A 19,842-nucleotide genomic window follows, 5' to 3' on the forward strand; every position below is an offset into this window, starting at 1 on the left:
AAAGTTTACAACCTCAATGACTTATACAAATAAACACACGTTAAAAAATGTGTAAAAAACGTGTAAATGAATAGCTAAGAATACCTCAAAATACCTTAAAAAAACCCAACACCCAGAAACGAAAAAACCCCGAAGCCTATATGTATCAAGGCTTCGGGGTTTATCTAATCTGTTTAACCTAAACTAATGGTCCCGAGGGTCGGACTCGAACCGACACGTCATCGCTGACAGTGGATTTTGAGTCCACCGCGTCTACCAATTTCACCACCTCGGGAGAGGTTGTGTGCGTATAATAGCGCGTTTCATTTTCTTGTCAACGACAAGTTTTCACATTTGTTTAATTTTAAGGCAGATCTGGTTTTTTTGGATTATAAAACATCAATTTCAGCCATTAATTTGAAAAACGGCTATACTAGCGGCAGTTTTTAAATCCCAAATGTCAGTTTTTCTTCCTCATGATGCAACTCTCCGATTTTAATTTCGAACTTCCCGACGAACTCATTGCGCGCTACCCACTTGAAACACGTAGCGCTTCTCGCCTTTTACATCTCAATGCAGAGGGTTCATACCAAGATCTTCACTTCACCGATGTTTTTGATTTATTCAATGAAGGTGATTTATTGGTACTCAATGATACCAAAGTGATGAAAGCACGTTTAAAAGGTAAACGCGCCTCTGGTGGTGCTATTGAAGTTTTGGTTGAACGTATTTTTGATCAGACCATTGCACATTGTCATATCAAAGCCAGTAATTCGCCTAAAGCAGGTGCTGAGTTATTTATTGGCAAAGATGAAGTTAAAGTGACGGTAACAGGGCGTCATGAAAACTTATTTGTGGTGGAATTTTCTCAGCCTATTTTGCAAGTTTTAGATTTATACGGACAACTACCTATTCCGCCTTACTTTAACCGTGAAGCAGAAGCCATTGACACAGAACGCTATCAAACCGTGTTTAACGATCCAACCAAATTGGCAAGCGTAGCAGCACCGACAGCAAGTTTGCATTTCGACCAAGCCCTATTAGAAAAATTAGAGCAAAAAGGCGTAAATAAAGCTTTTGTAACCTTGCATGTGGGTGCTGGAACATTCTTACCAGTACGCACAGATCAGATCGAAAATCACATCATGCACAGTGAATGGTGTGATGTGCCTGAAGCAACTGCAAAATTGATTCAAGAAACCAAAGCACGTGGCAACAAAGTAATTGCCGTCGGAACGACAGCAACACGTGCCTTAGAAAGTGCAGCGCAAGCGTCTGGGGGAAAAATTGCCGCATGGACAGGCGATACACAAATCTTTATCTATCCAGGGTATCAGTTCTGTGTGGTTGATCGCTTGATCACCAACTTTCATTTACCAGAATCTACCTTGTTAATGTTGGTATCTGCATTATCCAACCGTGACAATATTATGAACGCATATCAACATGCTGTTGCAAGCAAATATCGTTTCTTTAGTTATGGCGATGCAATGTTGATTGAAAACGCAAATGGCTAAGGTCTAACGAAGCGCAACCTATTTAAAAGTTATTGCTTAGTCAGACTACCAATATGCAAAGTGTGGTTTAAACACGACACTTTGCATTCAAAATCATTTTTTCGTTACAATCAGGCATCTAAGCACTTGCCACAATAATGAATAAAGATGAATGATTTACTCACAAAAATTCAAAATGCTTTTAGCCAACAACACGCCAACAATGGCAAGACTCAGCACAATATACATGCGATCAATCAGTTACTCTCATCAAATCAAGATTTTGAACAGATCATTACAAGCTTAAAGAATTGGCAAGATGATCCGAGTCTGTCTATTCAAAATTATACTTTTTGGCTTTTTATCGCGATTGCGATTGGCTTATTTGTACTGGCTATTTTTACCCACCCGATACTCTTACTAGCAACAGTCGCTAGTGTGGCTTTTGCTTTCTATAAGCGTACTTCGACAAAAGCCCTCAATCAATTGATTGAGGATACTCATCAAAAGAACCTAGAAGTGAAATATCAAATTCGCTTCTATCCCAATGCCTTTGATGAAAATATTGAGTCTCCCTATAATTTCCCGTTATTTGGTTTAGGGGATCATGAAAATACCATTGGTCATTGCATTTATGGCGCTTGGCAGATCAACAGTATCAACTATCCATATATGCTGTTTAATTATCATTATGTGGATGAAGTCGAAACTCGTGATTCAGACGGTAAGAAAAAGATTGAATATCGTCATTATGATTTATGGGGGATCATCCTAGAGAACTTCCCTGCTCAAGGTATCAGCATTTCATCTAAACAAAATCGAGCCTGCCGTCTTGGCGTAAAATGGTCGAGTGGGGATATTCGTTTCGACAATCAGTACCAATTAAGTGGTACAAATGAAATGCAACTTGCCAAATTTTTCACACCAAATCATGTATTAATGCTTGAACAAGCCATGGCTTATTTTAAAGGTGATTTTTATGTTCAAGTCCAGCGCCCTACTTTGTGCTGGCTGTTTAAAACGGATATTACCAAAGCACAGATGCAAGTCGATAAAGTTCAAACTGTACATGATTTAGCTGCACAACTTGAAAGTATGAACATGCCTAATTATGAACAGCTAAAAGATTCAATGATCACAATTCTACAAGAAATCCAACCCCATTATGAGACAAATAAAGTTGAAAAATAAACAATTTACTTTGTCGATACAATAATTTATCGCATACTTATCAATCTGGAATTTGAACTTTAATATCCTTTAATCATGATGATTTGCCATGCCTATAGAAACCGTTGAGCGATTACTTCACCTACGCACAAGAAAAAATAAACATGTGATGCGCAATATCGCTCGGCTTTGGGAAATTGGACAACAGGCTCAATCAGCACAAGATATTTTAGATGGCTTACATCCGTGGGGAGAATGTAGAGAATTATTTTTTCATAACCTCATCCCCAGACTGCTATTTATGATTGGGGTAATGACTGCACTTTTTGGTTGGCTGATTCATCACTATATTCCCTATCCATTGAGCCTATTAGCAGCGTTGTTATGCTGTTTTGGTGCTTATTTAATTTATGAGCAAAATGATCCAATTGATGAAGCCATCAATTTTTTAGAACAGCGCATGATGTTTCTCCGCTACGAATTAGATTTTAATAAAACGCCAAGTCATATCTCCACAACAAGCAATACCTTTTTGGTCATGAGCAAGTTAAAACAAAGTTTTCCATTGTTTTCGCAAGGCAATGTGTTGAACGAGATTGAACAATTTGCATCCACCAAATGGTTTGATGGTGAACAAGAACATCATGTGATGTTGTTTCAGTATCATTATGTCGATGAGTTTTCACTGCCCAATACTCAGGGTGAAAAACAGAAAATTAAGGAAACCCATAAAAACCAATGGGGCGCTTTTATTTTTCAATTACCCGCCCTCGGCTTTGCTGCCAGTAATAAACACCATGAATTTATTCCGCCCTATACCCAAATATGGAAAACTGCGGATATTCTGGTCAATCAAAATTTATATATTTTTGGCTATAATCAACATCAACTTGCCCGTACCATTAGTCCAAGTATCACCTTAAAATTAAGTGATTTTTTTCAACACTATTCAGGTGATATTGTTTATCATTTTGAAGAAAATATGCTGTGCTATATGGGAGATCAAGATCTCTTTCGCATTCGTCGTAAAAAACAAAAGCTTCAGGATATTTCAGCACTTCGTGGACATTTAAGAACATTAACCATGCCTGAATATGAAAAATTTAAACAGTGCATGCTAAACTTGATTTCATAAATTAAAAGGAATAATCAAAATGGGTTTAATCATATTTATTGGGATTTTTATTGTTCTGATCGCTTGGGGTATTCTGGTTAGAAATAACATTGTGCGTTATTTCAATGCGACACAACGTGCATGGGCTGAGGTTGCCAATTTTGAACGCCAGAAAGTAAAAACACTGGAAACTTTAGAGCAAACTTTGGTGCAATATACACAGTTTGAAAAATCAACTTTAGAAAAAGTGACCGAGTTACGTCAGCAAATTTTGAATCTAAACTTGAACAATACTGATGTTTCTCAACTGCAACATGTTGAAAAACTCAATCAAGATTTAATGAAAAGTTTAAATGTGGTGGTTGAAAATTATCCTGAACTCAAAGCGGATACTTTGTATGCAAAAATGATGGATGATATTCAAGAACAAAATGAAAATGTCGGTGCAGCAATCACCATCTTTAACCGTAATGTTGAAGAATTTAATAACACCATCGAAATTTTCCCCAACAATATGATCAATACCATTACTTTGGCAAAGAAAACAATTCGTCCATTTTCAGACAATGTGGTCACTCAGAATTTTGATTACAAACCTAATTTTAACTAAGGTCTGTAGACAATTCGTCGAAGTTTGCGACTACGTGTGTTTTTTAAGCGATACTAGCTACGAAATACGAAATTTAGTTATTCTAAATGATGAAAAATATCGTTTCGCAAGGTAATACGTAGCGGTAAAAACATGATAGTCTCAAAGAAATGTTGGGAAGATTCTTTGATCAAACATCCCTTGATTAAATACATTAAAAATGAATCATGATAATGCATATATAAAAGGCTTGGTAAAAAACAATAGGCAACAATCCAGTCCTTGCATACGATTAAACTGAAATTTCAAATCGTCTGTAAGATTTAAATCCGGTATAAATTACCAGCAAATAACACCAGCAGCATTCGTTAGAATTACAAACCCTATGTTGAAACTCTTTTTTCCCTCACCCTTTCGGCTTCTTTTCAAAAATTGGAATGTATTTGAAATTGTTTGGCTTTTTAGTTTTATTTTCATCGGCTGTATCATTACCTTAGTTCAACAGGATACATGGTTTAATTTCGTGGTATTACTCAGCGGAATTCTCTGTGTGGTATTGGCAGCAAAAGGCAATATTCTCAATTATAGTTTTGGTTTATTCAATAGCTGTGCTTATGCATGGATTTGCTATAACAACGGGCTTTATGGCGAAATGGGACTGAATCTCTTGTTCTTTGTCCCAACTGCTTTGATCGGCATGCTACTTTGGCAGAAACATACCACAGAAAAACAATTACAGCAGGCGTATGTCCTTCGGCATGCTTATTTGATTTTGATCATCCTGAGCAATATAGGTTGTATTGCTATACTCGGTTACCTACTTGCCCAAATTTCCACTCAAAATACGCCTTATATAGATGCAACCACCAATATTCTTGCAATCTCGGCAACGATTTTGATGCTGCTGCGTTTTAAAGAGCAATGGTGGTTCTATATTGCATTAAATATATTCAGTATTTTAATGTGGGCGATCCGAACCCTTGATGGGAGTGGTGATGGTGCAATGATGTTATTGATGTGGTCGGCCTTTCTGATCAATGCCATCTACGGTTACTATAATTGGAATAAACTTGCACAAAACCATTCAAACTCATCCTATTGAATTTAACAACTATGAAAAAAATCGGACTGACACTTGGTAAATATGCCCCCTTACATGCAGGGCATGTACATGTATTTGAAACAGCATTACAGGAAGTGGATGAGCTATATGTATTGATCTATCAAAGTTCAATTACAACCATTCCCTTGAACATTCGCGCCCAATGGATCAGAGATTTATTTCCTCAAATTTATGTGATTGAGGCATGGGATGGGCCTGAGGGTTATTCCAATGATCGGGCTTTTGAAATAGAACAAGAAAATTACATCATTCAAAAGCTCAATGGTGTGAAAATTTCGCATTTTTATAGTAGTGAATTTTATGGTACGCATGTCAGCAGGGCACTCAATGCAATTGATCGTAGAGTGGATGAGCCACGTCTACAGGTGCCGATCTCCGCTACAATGATTCGAGCAAATGCCTTCCAAAATCGGAAGTTTATTCCCAACTGTGTCTATGCAGATTTGATTAGCAAAGTCGTCTTTGTTGGTGCCATGTCTACAGGCAAGTCTACCTTAGTTGAAGCACTTGCGAAAAAGTATGCAACAACTTTTGCCCCAGAATATGGGCGTGAATATTGGGAAACTTACCAAGTTGATCGTCGTATCGGTTTTGAGGATTTCAACATTATTGCAGATCGTCATATCGCCTACGAAGATCAGGCCACTTTAGATGCAAACTGTTATTTATTTGTAGACACCAACGCGATAACCACAGCGATGTTTTGTATGGATTATCATGGCCGACTACCGGAGCACCTCAAACAACTTGCACTCGAAAATGCACAGCGCTATGACTTATTTTTCTTATGTGAAGATGATATTGCTTATGACGACACCTGGGATCGTAGTGGCCCACAAAAAAGAGCTATTTTTCATCAACAAATTATTGCAGATCTCAAACAACGTCGGATTCCATACATCGCTTTAACAGGAAGTTTAGAACAAAGGATTGCCAAGGTTGAACAAGTGTTAAATCAGTTTGATAAATTCAATAATTTTTTTGGGTCAGCTTTAAAGCCATGATCAGGAATAGATTATGGCGATTGAGCATAGTTGACTCGAAACATATTACCTAAATCACTACAGGGAAATTTGAATAAAAATTTAGCCATAATTGTGTTTATTTTCAACATAAAAAATGACATTTCGATCATTTTCTGATATTTTCAAACCGCTAAAAAATGACTATTTTTAGAACAAAACGATCAACTAAAAATGATCAACTTAATAAAAAGACAATCTAAAGATTGGAGTAAATCAAATGTTAAAAAAATTATTCATGATGTTATGTCTGTGTTTTCTCTGGCAAGCGCCTGCTCAAGCGAAAGGCCTGTTAGTTTTCAATACAGGCGATGAAATGTTTAAGGTTGGACCATTTCCACAAGAAATATTAAGTCAATATGATGATCTTAAAAGTTTAAATGCAGGATATAAATGTAGTCACTTTGGAGTCTTATGGGCAGATGTCAAAACTTGGGACTGCACCTTGGTCGGCATGACTGATGCAGAGCCAGATACTTTTTATGAATTGCCTGATGATGTCATTGCAACATTAGGTAAAAATCCTGAATACCAAGAAAATAAAATGCAACGTAATTTTTGGAATCATTATGGGATATTTATCATGATTCTGGGAATTATCGCCTTGATTATTATCGGTCGTAAGGCAAAAGACTAATTTTCTATCTTGTCCAAATCTAAGTTAAAAAAGCGAACCACTCTTCGCTTTTTAACTGCATAAAAATAATACCTTGATATTCAAACAATAATTATTCAACTATAAAAAATGATTCTTGCATTAATCTATTGATGTTCACAGCGCTAAATCAATAATTTTAAATTTAACATTATGAAAAACAACATGACTGGTATTCGACCATAAAATCAGGGAAAATAGCCCCCTTTTGCAATTATCAATCAGCGAACTGTTTTTTCGCCAGATTTAGGTTACTTATGAAGTTTGAAAAATTAGGTCAGTCGGGGCGTGCTCGTCGTGGTCGTTTAACTTTAGAACATGGTGTAATTGAAACACCTGTGTTCATGCCTGTGGGAACTTATGGCACAGTTAAAGGCATGTTGCCACGCGATATCGAAGATATCAAAGCACAAATTATTTTAGGCAATACCTTCCACCTTTACTTACGTCCTGGACTAGATGTTATCCGTGAACACGGCGGTTTGCATGAGTTTATGAAATGGGGCAAACCGATTCTTACTGATTCAGGCGGCTTCCAAGTATTCAGCCTGGGTGCTATGCGTAAAATCAAAGAAGAAGGGGTTACTTTCCGCTCACCTATCGATGGTTCAAAAGTCTTTTTATCTCCTGAAATTTCAATGGACATTCAACATACATTGAACTCAGATATTGTGATGATTTTTGATGAATGTACGCCATACCCAGCAACCCATGAAGAAGCACAGAAATCGCTTCAACTGTCATTACGTTGGGCGAAGCGTTGTAAAACACAGCATCACGATGTTTTAAAAAATAGAAACGCATTGTTTGGAATCATTCAAGGCGGAATGTATGAAGACCTTCGTGAAGAGTCTTTAAACGGTCTTAAAGAAATTGATTTTGATGGCTTTGCGATTGGTGGTTTATCTGTAGGTGAACCCAAAGAAGAAATGATCAAAGTTTTGGATTACCTGCCTGCAAAAATGCCAGAAGATAAACCACGTTATTTGATGGGTGTGGGTAAACCAGAAGATATCGTTGAAGCAATTCGTCGCGGTGTCGATATGTTCGACTGTGTGATGCCAACTCGAAATGCACGTAATGGTCATTATTTTGTTACTGATGGTCTGGTCCGAATTCGTAACAGCCAATATCGTCATGATCAAAGTCCACTGGATCCACATTGTGACTGTTATACCTGTAGCAACTTCACCCGTGCTTATTTATTCCATTTAGAAAAATGCGGTGAAATGCTTGGTTCTATGTTGGGCACGATCCACAATTTACGTTATTACCAACGTTTTACCCAAGATATTCGTGATGCTTTAGATCAGGGAACTTTTGATGAATACGTAACTGATTTCTATCAACGTCGCGGTTTAGAAGTTCCAGCTTGTCCTGCTGATTAGTGCCCCAATGTAAAGTTGAATTGAAGATTAATTCAACAGTATTTGCGCTGAAACCCAAGACAAGGTAAATTGCTGAACAAGTCAATTTAAAAGCCATGAAAATGGCAGATAATTTTTAACATTAGGAAATTAGAATGAGCTTATTTATTTCTTCTGCTCACGCTGCAGCAGCGCCTGCACAAGGCCCAGGCATGATGGCAAACATATTAATGATTGTGGTATTTGTTGCCATCTTTTATTTTCTGATCTGGCGTCCTCAAGCTAAGCGTGCAAAAGAACACCGTACGTTAATCGAGAGCTTAGGTGTTGGCAGTGAAGTTGTATTTGCAGGTGGATTAATGGGTCGTATCCTAAAAATTGATGGCGACTTTGCAGTGGTTGAATTAAGTAAAGGCAATGAAGTCAAAGTTCAACGTGCAAGTGTTATTTCAGTACTCCCTGAAGGCACATTAAATAACCTTTAATCATAAAACGGTCGTGCACTTAGCACGACTTTTTCATTTTAAGAAGAAAGCGAATGCGTTACCCTGCATGGAAATATATATTGATTCTAGTGGTCCTAGTAATCAGTACATTATATGCGCTGCCGAGTTTGTATCCTGACGAACCTGCTGTTCAAATTTCTGGTGCCAAGGCTGGTACCACAATTGATCAGTCTGTCATACAAAAAGCAGAGCAAATTTTAAAAAGTGAAAATATTAGCAGTCATGATAATACCTTCACTAACAATGCTGCCCTTCTGCGTTTAAATACGTCTGAAGCACAGTTAAAAGCAAAAGATGTCCTCAGCAAAGGTTTGGGTGATAACTATACCGTTGCATTAAACCTTGCACCAACCACACCTGAGTGGTTGCAAAAAATTGGCGCTAAGCCAATGAAGCTTGGTTTGGACTTGCGTGGTGGTGTTCATTTCTTACTTGAAGTAGATATGGACAAAGCTATTGCACAACGTATGGAAACCTCAGCAACAGACTTACGTCGTGAGTTCCGTGACAATAAGATTAAATTTAATAGTCTTTCATTGAACAACAATACCATTACGATTCAGTTTGCAAATAATGATGACCGTGCAGCGGTAATGGACTTTTTACGTCGTGATGGGAATAAGTTCAATCAACAAGCTCTAGCAACAGATACAGGTTCTACGCTTAAGTTGACCTATAATGATGCGACCAAGCAAGACATTCAATCTTATGCACTCAATCAAAACTTAACCACCTTACGTAACCGTATTAATGAGTTAGGTGTGGCTGAAGCTTTGGTACAAAGTCAAGGTAGCAATCGTATTGTGGTTGAACTGCCTGGTGTACAAGATACTGCTGAAGCTAAACGTGTCTTAGGGCGTACTGCAAACCTAGAATTCCGTTTAGTGTCCGATTTAAATGATCAATATATTGACCGTTTCTCAGGTAAATATAATGGTCAACCGTTACCGCCTGGTACTGAAGTTTTTGCTTACGAATCTTTGGACAGTGGTCGTGAACTATTATTAAATCGCAGTCGCATCCTTACCGGTGAACGTGTACAAAATGCATCAAGTGGTTTTAGCCAAGATAGTGGTGGTGCTGAAGTAAATATTACTTTAGATACTGCTGGTGGTAAGTTGATGTCAGATGCAACCCGTACTGCTGTTGGCAAACGTATGGCGGTTTTGTTTATTGAAAATAAACAAAAAATCACCTCTGTTGCTGATCCAGTTACAGGTGCTATGACAGAAGTTCGTACACCATATACTGAATCTGTGGTAATCAATGCTGCAAATATTCAAGCGGTTTTAGGTTCATCTTTCCGTATTACTGGTTTAGATTCTCCTCAAGAAGCGGCTGAACTTGCATTGATGCTACGTGCTGGTGCTTTAGCTGCCCCAATGTACTTTGTAGAAGAACGTGTTGTTGGTCCAAGTTTGGGACAAGAGAACATCGACAAAGGCGTATTATCAACTCAAGTTGGTTTCCTGCTTGTTGCAATCTGGATGATCGTGTTCTTCCGTCTATTTGGTTTAATTGCTGATGTAGCATTAGTGATTAACTTGGCAATGCTTCTCACCATCATGTCTTGGATCGGGGCTTCACTTACCCTACCAGGTATTGCGGGTATCGTCATCACCATTGGTATGGCGGTCGATGCCAACGTACTGATCTGTGAGCGAATACGAGAAGAAATGCGCTGGGGGGCCTCGCCCAAACAGGCCATTATTGCCGGTTATGATCGAGCCTATAACACCATTCTCGACTCAAACTTAACCACATTCTTGGTTGCATTTATTCTGTTTGCAATTGGTACAGGTCCGATCAAAGGCTTCGCTGTAACGCTGATGATTGGTATTATTTGCTCAATGTTTACTGCAATTACAGTAACACGTGCAATTGTCCAATTGGTATATGGCAGAAAACGTAACTTGAATAAGTTGAGCATATAGGAGATCGATGATGACTGATGTGACTCAACCGAAAAAGAAATATGGTCGCCCTGATGATGAGCATGTAATTAATTTCATGAAGATTGCCAAACTAGCGGCAATCATCTCAATCCTTTTGACCATTGCAAGTATCTTCTTTATTGCAACCAAAGGCTTAAATCTTGGTTTAGATTTCACTGGTGGTGTTTCTGCAGAGTTGAACTATCAATACGCAGCAAAACCAGCAGACGTTATTTCGAATTTGGATAAAGCAGGCTTTAAAGATGCAGTTGTACAAACCTTAGGTTCAAACAAAGACTTAATTGTACGTATGCCAGCGCAAGACCTTAAAGTTGAAGACTTAAGTAATACCATCACCAAAGCGGTTCAACTGCCGAATAACACTGCCGTTGTTCATAAGGTTGACTCTGTCGGTGGTCAAGTCGGTAATGAGCTATATTTACGCTCTGCAGGTGCTGTAGCGCTTGCAATGCTACTTATGCTGATCTACGTGACCATTCGCTTCGAGTTTAAACTTGCAGTGGGTGCAGTGCTTTCATTACTGCACGATGTGATCGTAACGATTGGTATTTTTGCAATGATGCAATGGCCATTTGACCTTACTGTTTTAGCGGCTATTCTTGCCTTAATCGGCTTCTCGTTAAACGATAACATTGTTGTATCGGATCGTATCCGTGAAAACTTCCGTAAGATTCGTGGCGCGACACCGTTAGAAATTGTGAATATTGCCTTAACTGAAACCTTAAAACGTACTATTCATACCTCGATGACATTATTGCTGGTTGTACTTGCAATGATGTTCTTGGGTGGTGATGGCTTACACTGGTTCTCAGTTGCTATGTTTATTGGTGTATTTGTAGGTACGTATTCTTCAATCTATATCGGTACTGCATTTGCATTGTGGCGTGGTCTTAATCGTCAAGACTTTATCGTACAAGTTAAACCTGAATTTGAAGATGAAGAGCATATTCCTCATTAAGTTTCAGTTTTAATTAAAAAAGCTCATCTTTGGATGGGCTTTTTTATGTTTAAAATTTAACATCACACCGTAAAAGAAGTTGTTCTATTCATAAGACCTTACTCTGCCCCACAATTCAGCATCACGCTATAGTCAACCTATCAAAAAACTCATACATAAGAATATAATTTCTCTTAGTTAATATTTTTTAATTAAATCAATTATATGGAAGAATAATTTTTTTGATTATAAAAAAGCTTGCAATGCCACACCTTACATTCAAAGTTTAAATACCTTTGCGCAGGCGATGCCTCACTTTTCAAAGATGACAAAAATCTTTCGTTTAACAGGGCTCTTGCGCTGCAAACAAAGCAGTGCTTTATTTTTGCTCATATACCCTCACCCAACGACGACATCCATGTCGCCCCACGGTAGGATAACCATCTAGGATCCAAAAGCACAAAAAACCAATTGATAACCAATAGTTTCTAAAAGTTCATACAAAAATATAAGCTTCATTTCTGATCAATGACTCGATGCAAGTCACGTGTATGAACAATTAGGTAGAGTTTGGCTATAGGTCAATACAAAATAGCGATACGAGGTAAATTGTGACTACTGAGCATAATATTTTGCAGTTGGATAATACTTGGTCTTTTCCTTCCATTTTCCATTGACCAGATTGCGATCTGTGACTTCAACTTGATCACCTCTTGGTGAAGTAGCATCCTCAATAAACTCTCGAACCAGCAATAAACCTTTTCTAGGTACAACTTGATACTCAGAACGAATATGGTAGCAACAGCCACTTTTATTAAAGGCGATGATGCGTTTGCGCTTTTTGTCTAGCTCGAACATGCCTAAATTTTCTTGAGTGAGTGCAGACAGTTCCTGACTCAAAACAAATTTATTCTTGCTTTGATTAAATACATAAATGTCATACACAGGACCGCCATAAGAACCATAATTACCGTTTCTAATCGCGAGGTCTTCTGTTCCATCGAAGTTAAAATCATCAAAAATCAAAGGACTTTGTTCACCATAAAGCTGTATAACATTGACACTCGGTTTAAACTTTTCGTCTAAATACATAGTCAACTCATCAGAGTGAAATGTTTGAAATACCGCTTTACTGCCCTTTTTTAATAGCTTTACTTCGGCCTTAGCCCCACATTCATCTTTTTCACATGCAATATCAATTACGGCATCATAGTGTTTCGAACCATCTTGAATTTCAAAAACTTGTGCATTCGTTATAGACAAGGAAAATGCCAAATAGATGCCTAAGCTGTTACAGATTATTTTAAATGGTTGATTCATCATTTTTTATTCAGTCGATTTTTATCAAAATCATAACATCAAACTGTGAATAATAAAAAACCGCCCGAAGGCGGTTAGGCTCCCTCCTTTCTCAAAGGAGGGTTGGGGTGGATTTAATCCAAGAGCAGCTTAGTGCCCACCACCATTGATTGCTTTCGTCATCTCTTCAACAACTTTCTTGGCATCACCAAAGATCATCATGGTTTTATCATTGTAGAATAAGTCATTGTCTAGACCCGCATAACCTGTTGCCATAGAGCGCTTGATCACCATAATGGTACGTGCTTTATGTGCTTCAAGAATCGGCATACCATAAATTGGTGAGCTTGGATCATCTTTAGCTGCAGGGTTAACAACGTCATTTGCACCAATTACCAGTACAACATCAGTCGCTGGGAAATCAGAGTTGATCTCGTCCATTTCCAAGATGTCTTCATAAGCAACATCAGCTTCCGCCAACAATACGTTCATATGACCAGGCATACGACCCGCAACTGGATGGATTGCAAAACGAACTGTTACACCTTGCTCTTTCAAGATTTCACACAATTCTTTCACTGCGTTTTGTGCACGACCTTGCGCCATACCATAACCCGGTACAATCACAACGCTGTCAGCATTTGACATCAAGAAACCCGCATCATCCGCAGAACCAGAACGGTAATTACGTTGAACTTGCTCACCTTTATCAACCGATGCTACAGCCGTACCACCCATCGCACCACCAAACAATACATTGATGATTGAACGGTTCATTGCTTTACACATGATGTAAGACAGAATCGCACCTGATGAACCCACCAATGAACCAGCAACAATCAACATGTTGTTTTCAAGTGTGAAACCAATACCTGCCGCAGCCCAACCAGAGAATGAGTTCAGTAGTGAAACCACAACTGGCATATCACCGCCACCGACTGGTGCAATCCAAACCCAACCAAATGCCAGCGCCAGTGCAGTCATCGTCCAGAATGCTTGCATGTTACCTGTGGTAAAGAAGTACACACCACACGCCAGCATAGCGAGGAAAATAATCGCTTGAACGGGTTTAACCCAAGCACCTGAAATGGTTTTTGCCCATTTCTTTGCAGCTAACTTACCATAAGCAAATACAGATGCAGTAAAGGTAATCGCACCTACGAAACAACCGACGAATAATTCAAATAAATGAACTTTACTCATATGTGCATGCTGTACACCAGCAGCCGTTAAAGCAGATTCATTTTGAGCAAACAAAGCAGTCAGTTGGTTATTATGTAAAATTGCAGCAATTGCAATCAGTACCGCAGCCAAACCGACAAGTGAGTGCATCAATGCCACTGTTTCTGGCATTTGTGTCATTGGAACTGTACGTGCACGAGCAATACCCACAATTGCACCCAACACCATGGCACCACCTATCATCCATACAACAGGATGATCTGCGACAAAGAATGTGGTGATTACTGCAATCGCCATGGCAATCATACCGTAACGGTTACCAGCAATCGCAGTTTTAGGACCTGAAAGACCACGTAAAGTTAAGATGAAAAGGACAGCACCTACAAGGTAGAACCAATCCGCATATTCTCGAATAAATTCCATAGATTAGCCCTCTTTTTTCTTTTGTTTTGGCTTAAACATTTCAAGCATACGTGCAGTCACTGCAAAGCCACCAAAAATGTTAATACTTGCCAAGAACACTGCAATTGCACCAAGTACACTAACAACATTCACGGACTGGAATTGTACACTTGCCTCTACAACACCAGGAATTCCAACAGTTTGTATCATCGCACCCACAACGATAATTGAGGACAATGCATTGGTTACTGCCATTAACGGCGTATGCAATGCAGGTGTTACACCCCAAACCACGTAGTAACCAACAAAGATGGCTAAGACGAAAATAGTAATAGTTTCAACCATGATGACTCTCCTTAACCACGCTTCAGCAGTACTTGACCGCCATGAGTTACTAGAAGTGCTTTTTGAATTTCGTCTTGTTGATTGATCGCAAAGTTTTTCTCTTGATCAAACAAAGTTTCTACGAAATTGAAAACATTACGTGCATACAGTGCCGAAGCTTCTGTCGATACTGTAGAAGGAATATTTGGAATACCTAAAATCGTCACGCCATTGTCAGTGACAACATTTTCACCATTCTTAGAGCCTTCAACGTTCCCGCCTGATTCAACCGCCATATCTAGGATGATTGAACCCGGTTTCATTTTGGCAACAGTTTCAGCTTTGATTAAGCGAGGTGCATCACGACCTGGCAACAACGCAGTGGTAATCACGATGTCTGCATTTGACACGGCTTTATCTACGATGATGGCTTGGTCTTGAATATATTGCTCACCTGGCATCCAGCCATAACCATTTTTAGCGGCATCAGCAGCTTTTTGTTTTTCTTCATCAGACATCGGTACATCTAACCACTTACCACCAAGCGATTCGACTTGGTCACGTGCAGTTGGGCGTAAATCTGTTGCTTCAACAACTGCGCCTAAGCGTTTTGCAGTTGCAATGGCTTGAAGACCTGCGACACCCACGCCCATAATCACGATACGAGCGGGTTTTACAGTACCTGCAGCGGTCATCAGCATTGGGAACATACGTTGATATTCCGCAGCGGCCAGTAACACCGACTTATAACCTGCAAGGTTGGCTTGAGAAGACAATACATCCATATTTTGCGCACGAGACAGTGTTCGTGGCAAAAGCTCTAACGCAAATGCAGACACTTGTTGTGACGCAAATTGGTCAAGTTCAGTATTACGGTATGGGTCAAACATTGCTACCACAGCTGTTCCTGCGGCAAGCTTTTGAATTTCCTCACCTTGTGGTGCACGAACTTTCAAAATAATTTGACTACCTGTATAGGCATCATCTGTAATTTTAGCGCCGACTTGTTCATAAGCACTGTCAATATAAGCCGCTTTTTTACCAGCGCCTCGTTCAATGACAATACTATGACCAGCACTAATCAACTTTTTTACTGTCTCTGGCGTAGCGGCTACGCGGTTTTCACCGACGACAGATTCTTTTGGGATTCCAATCTGCATGAGCGTTCCTCAAGCTAATTTTTCTTCAAGTAAACATCGTAAATAACCCGATGTTTCCCCCAGATGCGTTGTTATGAATTTTTGGATTCTAATTGAACTTTTTTAAAATACCACCCAATATTTATTTAATAAATACCCATATTTTGAACTGATGATTCATAAATATAATTGTGCGACATACCCTATATTTAATTTATTGTATTTTTCTTGCATTATCCTGCTCAGTTTTTTTGACATATCCTGTCTCCAATTTTTAAAAACGATGTTTTTTTAAGCTTATCTGGATGTTTTAAGCTGCTTACCCTACCCTACCGATTGGCATTTACAGCAGTATGATTCACTTTTAAGCATTCCAACTTGCTGTTTAAATACTCTATAAAACAATAGATTTAGCACAAAAAAGAACATCCCTATTGACCTTTCTGACAAATTACATGGTTTTTTTATCAGCTTATATTGGCCTTTTCTATCATTTTTTCCGTCAAAAATGTAAGTCGGTTTTTATAACATTTTTTAATTTCATTAATAAAAAAAAGTACTTGGGATAACCATTAGAATTACACTAGACCCGAGCCTAAAGCAATTACAAAAAATTTTAGTTTTTTTTTATTTGCCATTTTGTCAGTTAATAATACTCGAACAGCTTGAACCAGTCATGGTGATATTGCACCTTTTTTGTGCAAAAAAATAACATATAGAATTTGAGTAATTTATAAACAAGAATTTCAAGATTGATTTTTATACATTTTTTGTTTACATCTCTTTAAATGACACTTAAATCCACAAAGAATTAAGTAAGCAATTGTGCTTTATATTCCTTTTATTGCGCCAATTCATTCTTTTTTTGTATTTCCACTGATTGAAAACAACATTTATACTGCTTGTTCAAATTTACATGTCGTATAGCGACATTGTCAATGCAGTCAAATTCATGAAACTTTCGTTATCCAGTACTCAACTCGGTTCGATTTTCGCACTTGGTGCGGCTTTCTTATTTAGTACCAAAGCTATTTTTATTAAACAGGCTTACGCATTATCGCCATTAGTCGACAGCACCGTGCTCATGGCATTGAGAATGGCAAGTGCCCTGCCTTTTTTCCTTTTATTGTGTTGGTTCAATCGCCATCACAATAAAAATATGACAGGAAAAGACTGGGCCTTCTTAGTTGCTGCTGGTTTGATGGGCTATTACCTTTCAAGTTGGCTCGACTTCGCTGGTCTGATGTATATCAGTGCTTCGTTAGAACGTATTATTTTATTTCTCTATCCAACACTGACAGTGATTGCCACAAGCTTTATTTATAAGCAAAAACTCAACTTTAGAACCATCCTAGCGATTGCATTAAGCTATGGTGGTACAGTGATTGTGATGCTGCAAGAGCAAAGTACAGTACCCCATGAAGGAAATTTCTGGCTAGGCGTGAGTTTAGTCTTTGCCAGTGCGGTCTGTTTTGCGACGTATTTGCTCATGACCCCGCGTTTAATTCAAAAATTTGGTTCATGGAATTACACTGGTTTGGCATTAAGCATTGCATGTTTTGGTACGCTAACCCATTTTATCATTGCAACTCCCCAGCCGATTCAACTGCTAATTCAACTTCCGACACAAGTCATTTGGTATGGTATCGCCTTAGGCTTATTGGTGACGGTTTTACCGACGATTTTGGTCGCGCAAAGTATTTCTCGTTTAGGTGCTGCACAAGCAGCTATGATTGGTTCGATTGGCCCGATCCTAACCATTATTTTGGCTGTGGCTTTGCTCGGTGAGCATATGAATGCGATACAATGGTTTGGTTGTTTACTGAATATCATCGGTGTCATGATGATTACTTTGTCTAAAAAGAAACTTGCACACTAAATTGTGCAGAAACTTGGAAGGAATATGCATTTTAAAATTGTATCGCCGAGTGCCTGTGTAGATGTTGAAAATATCCAGTTGGCACAGTCGCATTTGGAACAGTTAGGTCATACAGTCAGCTTAAGTGAACATGTATTTTCACAACATCGCTATTTGGCAGGTACAGTTGAACAACGTATTCAAGATTTAAAACAAGCATGTATAGATCCAGACATTGATGCAATTTGGTGTGGTCGTGGTGGTACTGGTGCTGCCATGTTATTGCCATTTTTAGATGAGTGGATTTTAAATAAACCCATTATTGGCTATTCAGATACAACGGTGTTATTAAACTATATCGCGATGCATCATGGACAATCTTTACATGCGCCTGTATTTCAGGAAATTGCCGTTAAAAATTTAGACAATAGCTCCCTGTCGTATGATGCTTTAAAAACCATTAGCCTGTTATCAGCGGATATAAACCAACACGGTCATTATCCCTTATCCAGCGCAAATGGTTTTGCTCAAGATCAGCACATTGAAGATGTTAAAATCTTAGGCGGGAATCTTACTGTACTGTGTACTTTACAAGGCACACCGTCTGCGTTAAAACTGAATCAGCCGAGTGTTTTACTGATTGAAGATGTAGGCGAACCGTATTATCGAATTGAACGTTCATTGACTCAGCTCCTACAAAGTATTGATACTTCAAACTTAAAGGCTTTGGTCTTGGGTGATTTTTATCAATGCCCACAAAAAAATGTCCCGCAAAGTATTGTTGAGATTGTGAAAGAACATCTCGATCCACTGCACATCCCACTTTACCAATGTGACTGGTTTGGTCATGGTGAAGTCAACCGTCCATTTTGGTTAGGGAAAACGGGCAAGATTGTAGATTCACAACTCATTATTTAACGGCTAGGTTATTTAATGACTGAGTTATTTAAAGTACAGTGCCATTTCAGCACATTGAATATAAAAAATAGCCAATAAATTGCACAAGATATGCCTCTATGGAATCCTAGTCAGTGCTTACTGGGATTTTCTAAGAGTATCAAAGCAAAGATAAACAACCTATATACTTTTAATACTGAGCAATACTTCACTTGTATGCCCTCTCTTCTGATCACTTTTCTATATGACGGTTTTCTCGTTTAACAGCCCGTTGAATGTCCATTCATAAATACGATCAGTTGCTTCGGTTTTTTCTAGGTATTTTTACTTGACCTTAAGTTAACTTGAGTTTTGATACTAACGGAAATTTCCAGTCAATCAAAAGAGTCATCCATGAATTCCAGATCAGAATCTGCACAGATCAAATCGTTCCAAATGATTAACCCAAATACACTTTATAATCCAACAGCATTTGCGTATAGTCATGTGGCCGAAGTACGCCATTATTTACGTATTTTGCATATATCTGGACAAGGTGGTGAAAACCAACAAGGACAATTATCCCAAGATTTTGCACAACAAGTTCATCAAGCTTTTGTCAATCTGCAACATGCCCTACAAGCGGCTGATGCATCATTATTGGATATTGCTGTTTTAAGAGTGCTTGTGGTCGATCACAGTACCAAAAAACATCAGTTTTTAATTCAGGAAATGCAACAACTTTGGAAAGATCAACCTTTCCCTGCGTGTACACTGATTCCTGTCCCGTGTCTTGCTTTACAAGGAATGCTCATTGAAATTGAAGCAACTGCCTATTGTATGTAACTC

18 protein-coding genes and 1 tRNA gene are annotated in these 19,842 nt (G+C 38.5%); 14 read left to right on the forward strand and 5 right to left on the reverse strand.

Features of this window, described 5'->3' with window-relative positions; translation table 11 throughout:
• Positions 1–187 precede the first annotated feature (187 nt).
• Positions 188–274, reverse strand: a tRNA-Leu gene (locus AC2G3J_RS16905).
• Positions 275–458: 184 nt separating this feature from the next.
• Between AC2G3J_RS16905 and queA the strand changes: the two genes are divergently transcribed.
• From queA to secF, 11 genes are all read left to right on the forward strand, one after another.
• On the forward strand, positions 459–1,496 hold the full coding sequence (gene queA / locus AC2G3J_RS16910) for a tRNA preQ1(34) S-adenosylmethionine ribosyltransferase-isomerase QueA (RefSeq protein ID WP_336953455.1): 1,038 nt from the start codon (positions 459–461) through the stop codon (positions 1,494–1,496).
• Between the two features lie 147 nt (positions 1,497–1,643).
• Positions 1,644–2,666 (forward strand): hypothetical protein, encoded by a 1,023-nt coding sequence (locus AC2G3J_RS16915; protein ID WP_419819614.1) that lies wholly within the window; start codon positions 1,644–1,646, stop codon positions 2,664–2,666.
• A gap of 88 nt (positions 2,667–2,754) precedes the next feature.
• Positions 2,755–3,780 carry a hypothetical protein gene (locus AC2G3J_RS16920; RefSeq protein WP_419819615.1) on the forward strand — a complete coding sequence of 342 codons (1,026 nt, stop codon included), beginning with the start codon at positions 2,755–2,757 and terminating at the stop codon, positions 3,778–3,780.
• A gap of 19 nt (positions 3,781–3,799) precedes the next feature.
• Positions 3,800–4,369, forward strand: a complete 570-nt coding sequence (locus AC2G3J_RS16925; RefSeq protein WP_419329057.1) for a LemA family protein — start codon at positions 3,800–3,802, stop codon at positions 4,367–4,369.
• A 364-nt stretch (positions 4,370–4,733) separates the two neighbouring features.
• Positions 4,734–5,450, forward strand: coding sequence for a nicotinamide riboside transporter PnuC (gene pnuC / locus AC2G3J_RS16930; protein WP_483770345.1), 717 nt, complete (start codon positions 4,734–4,736; stop codon positions 5,448–5,450).
• Positions 5,451–5,461: 11 nt separating this feature from the next.
• Positions 5,462–6,475 (forward strand): AAA family ATPase, encoded by a 1,014-nt coding sequence (locus AC2G3J_RS16935; RefSeq protein WP_336953417.1) that lies wholly within the window; start codon positions 5,462–5,464, stop codon positions 6,473–6,475.
• Between the two features lie 238 nt (positions 6,476–6,713).
• Complete coding sequence (locus AC2G3J_RS16940) at positions 6,714–7,130, forward strand: hypothetical protein (protein ID WP_419361114.1); 417 nt, start codon at positions 6,714–6,716, stop codon at positions 7,128–7,130.
• Between the two features lie 275 nt (positions 7,131–7,405).
• Positions 7,406–8,536, forward strand: a complete 1,131-nt coding sequence (gene tgt / locus AC2G3J_RS16945; protein WP_336953419.1) for a tRNA guanosine(34) transglycosylase Tgt — start codon at positions 7,406–7,408, stop codon at positions 8,534–8,536.
• 134 nt (positions 8,537–8,670) lie between these two features.
• Positions 8,671–9,000, forward strand: a complete 330-nt coding sequence (gene yajC / locus AC2G3J_RS16950; protein WP_336953420.1) for a preprotein translocase subunit YajC — start codon at positions 8,671–8,673, stop codon at positions 8,998–9,000.
• A gap of 53 nt (positions 9,001–9,053) precedes the next feature.
• Positions 9,054–10,955: a protein translocase subunit SecD gene (secD, locus tag AC2G3J_RS16955; protein WP_336953421.1), complete on the forward strand. Its 1,902-nt coding sequence runs from the start codon at positions 9,054–9,056 to the stop codon at positions 10,953–10,955.
• A gap of 7 nt (positions 10,956–10,962) precedes the next feature.
• Entirely contained in the window at positions 10,963–11,934 is a 972-nt protein-coding gene (gene secF / locus AC2G3J_RS16960; protein ID WP_483770346.1) for a protein translocase subunit SecF, read from the forward strand.
• Between the two features lie 594 nt (positions 11,935–12,528).
• Here the strand turns inward: secF and AC2G3J_RS16965 are convergent.
• The 4 genes from AC2G3J_RS16965 to AC2G3J_RS16980 form a co-directional block, all read right to left on the reverse strand.
• The gene (locus AC2G3J_RS16965; protein WP_483770347.1) at positions 12,529–13,236 is read right to left on the reverse strand and encodes an XAC2610-related protein; all 708 of its coding nucleotides are present in this window, start codon (positions 13,234–13,236) and stop codon (positions 12,529–12,531) included.
• Positions 13,237–13,362: 126 nt separating this feature from the next.
• The gene (locus AC2G3J_RS16970) at positions 13,363–14,817 is read right to left on the reverse strand and encodes an NAD(P)(+) transhydrogenase (Re/Si-specific) subunit beta (protein WP_483770348.1); all 1,455 of its coding nucleotides are present in this window, start codon (positions 14,815–14,817) and stop codon (positions 13,363–13,365) included.
• A gap of 3 nt (positions 14,818–14,820) precedes the next feature.
• Positions 14,821–15,141 (reverse strand): proton-translocating transhydrogenase family protein, encoded by a 321-nt coding sequence (locus tag AC2G3J_RS16975; RefSeq protein ID WP_336953423.1) that lies wholly within the window; start codon positions 15,139–15,141, stop codon positions 14,821–14,823.
• 11 nt (positions 15,142–15,152) lie between these two features.
• Positions 15,153–16,280 (reverse strand): Re/Si-specific NAD(P)(+) transhydrogenase subunit alpha, encoded by a 1,128-nt coding sequence (locus tag AC2G3J_RS16980; RefSeq protein WP_004723168.1) that lies wholly within the window; start codon positions 16,278–16,280, stop codon positions 15,153–15,155.
• 931 nt (positions 16,281–17,211) lie between these two features.
• Between AC2G3J_RS16980 and AC2G3J_RS16985 the strand changes: the two genes are divergently transcribed.
• The 3 genes from AC2G3J_RS16985 to AC2G3J_RS16995 all read left to right on the forward strand — a co-directional run bounded on the left by AC2G3J_RS16985 (position 17,212) and on the right by AC2G3J_RS16995 (position 19,839).
• Positions 17,212–18,138 carry a DMT family transporter gene (locus AC2G3J_RS16985; RefSeq protein ID WP_336953425.1) on the forward strand — a complete coding sequence of 309 codons (927 nt, stop codon included), beginning with the start codon at positions 17,212–17,214 and terminating at the stop codon, positions 18,136–18,138.
• Positions 18,139–18,162: 24 nt separating this feature from the next.
• Positions 18,163–19,035 carry a S66 peptidase family protein gene (locus AC2G3J_RS16990; protein WP_336953426.1) on the forward strand — a complete coding sequence of 291 codons (873 nt, stop codon included), beginning with the start codon at positions 18,163–18,165 and terminating at the stop codon, positions 19,033–19,035.
• A 372-nt stretch (positions 19,036–19,407) separates the two neighbouring features.
• Complete coding sequence (locus AC2G3J_RS16995) at positions 19,408–19,839, forward strand: RidA family protein (protein WP_004723174.1); 432 nt, start codon at positions 19,408–19,410, stop codon at positions 19,837–19,839.
• Positions 19,840–19,842: the final 3 nt, after the last annotated feature.

The organism is Acinetobacter legionensis, from assembly GCF_057165765.1.

Bases quoted from the DNA above. Each gene is read 5' to 3' on its own strand.
- queA (WP_336953455.1), top strand. From the start codon at position 459: ATGCAACTCTCCGATTTTAATTTCGAACTTCCCGACGAACTCATTGCG.
- AC2G3J_RS16915 (WP_419819614.1), top strand. From the start codon at position 1,644: ATGAATGATTTACTCACAAAAATTCAAAATGCTTTTAGCCAACAACAC.
- AC2G3J_RS16920 (WP_419819615.1), top strand. From the start codon at position 2,755: ATGCCTATAGAAACCGTTGAGCGATTACTTCACCTACGCACAAGAAAA.
- AC2G3J_RS16925 (WP_419329057.1), top strand. From the start codon at position 3,800: ATGGGTTTAATCATATTTATTGGGATTTTTATTGTTCTGATCGCTTGG.
- pnuC (WP_483770345.1), top strand. From the start codon at position 4,734: ATGTTGAAACTCTTTTTTCCCTCACCCTTTCGGCTTCTTTTCAAAAAT.
- AC2G3J_RS16935 (WP_336953417.1), top strand. From the start codon at position 5,462: ATGAAAAAAATCGGACTGACACTTGGTAAATATGCCCCCTTACATGCA.
- AC2G3J_RS16940 (WP_419361114.1), top strand. From the start codon at position 6,714: ATGTTAAAAAAATTATTCATGATGTTATGTCTGTGTTTTCTCTGGCAA.
- tgt (WP_336953419.1), top strand. From the start codon at position 7,406: ATGAAGTTTGAAAAATTAGGTCAGTCGGGGCGTGCTCGTCGTGGTCGT.
- yajC (WP_336953420.1), top strand. From the start codon at position 8,671: ATGAGCTTATTTATTTCTTCTGCTCACGCTGCAGCAGCGCCTGCACAA.
- secD (WP_336953421.1), top strand. From the start codon at position 9,054: ATGCGTTACCCTGCATGGAAATATATATTGATTCTAGTGGTCCTAGTA.
- secF (WP_483770346.1), top strand. From the start codon at position 10,963: ATGATGACTGATGTGACTCAACCGAAAAAGAAATATGGTCGCCCTGAT.
- AC2G3J_RS16965 (WP_483770347.1), bottom strand. From the start codon at position 13,236: ATGATGAATCAACCATTTAAAATAATCTGTAACAGCTTAGGCATCTAT.
- AC2G3J_RS16970 (WP_483770348.1), bottom strand. From the start codon at position 14,817: ATGGAATTTATTCGAGAATATGCGGATTGGTTCTACCTTGTAGGTGCT.
- AC2G3J_RS16975 (WP_336953423.1), bottom strand. From the start codon at position 15,141: ATGGTTGAAACTATTACTATTTTCGTCTTAGCCATCTTTGTTGGTTAC.
- AC2G3J_RS16980 (WP_004723168.1), bottom strand. From the start codon at position 16,280: ATGCAGATTGGAATCCCAAAAGAATCTGTCGTCGGTGAAAACCGCGTA.
- AC2G3J_RS16985 (WP_336953425.1), top strand. From the start codon at position 17,212: ATGAAACTTTCGTTATCCAGTACTCAACTCGGTTCGATTTTCGCACTT.
- AC2G3J_RS16990 (WP_336953426.1), top strand. From the start codon at position 18,163: ATGCATTTTAAAATTGTATCGCCGAGTGCCTGTGTAGATGTTGAAAAT.
- AC2G3J_RS16995 (WP_004723174.1), top strand. From the start codon at position 19,408: ATGAATTCCAGATCAGAATCTGCACAGATCAAATCGTTCCAAATGATT.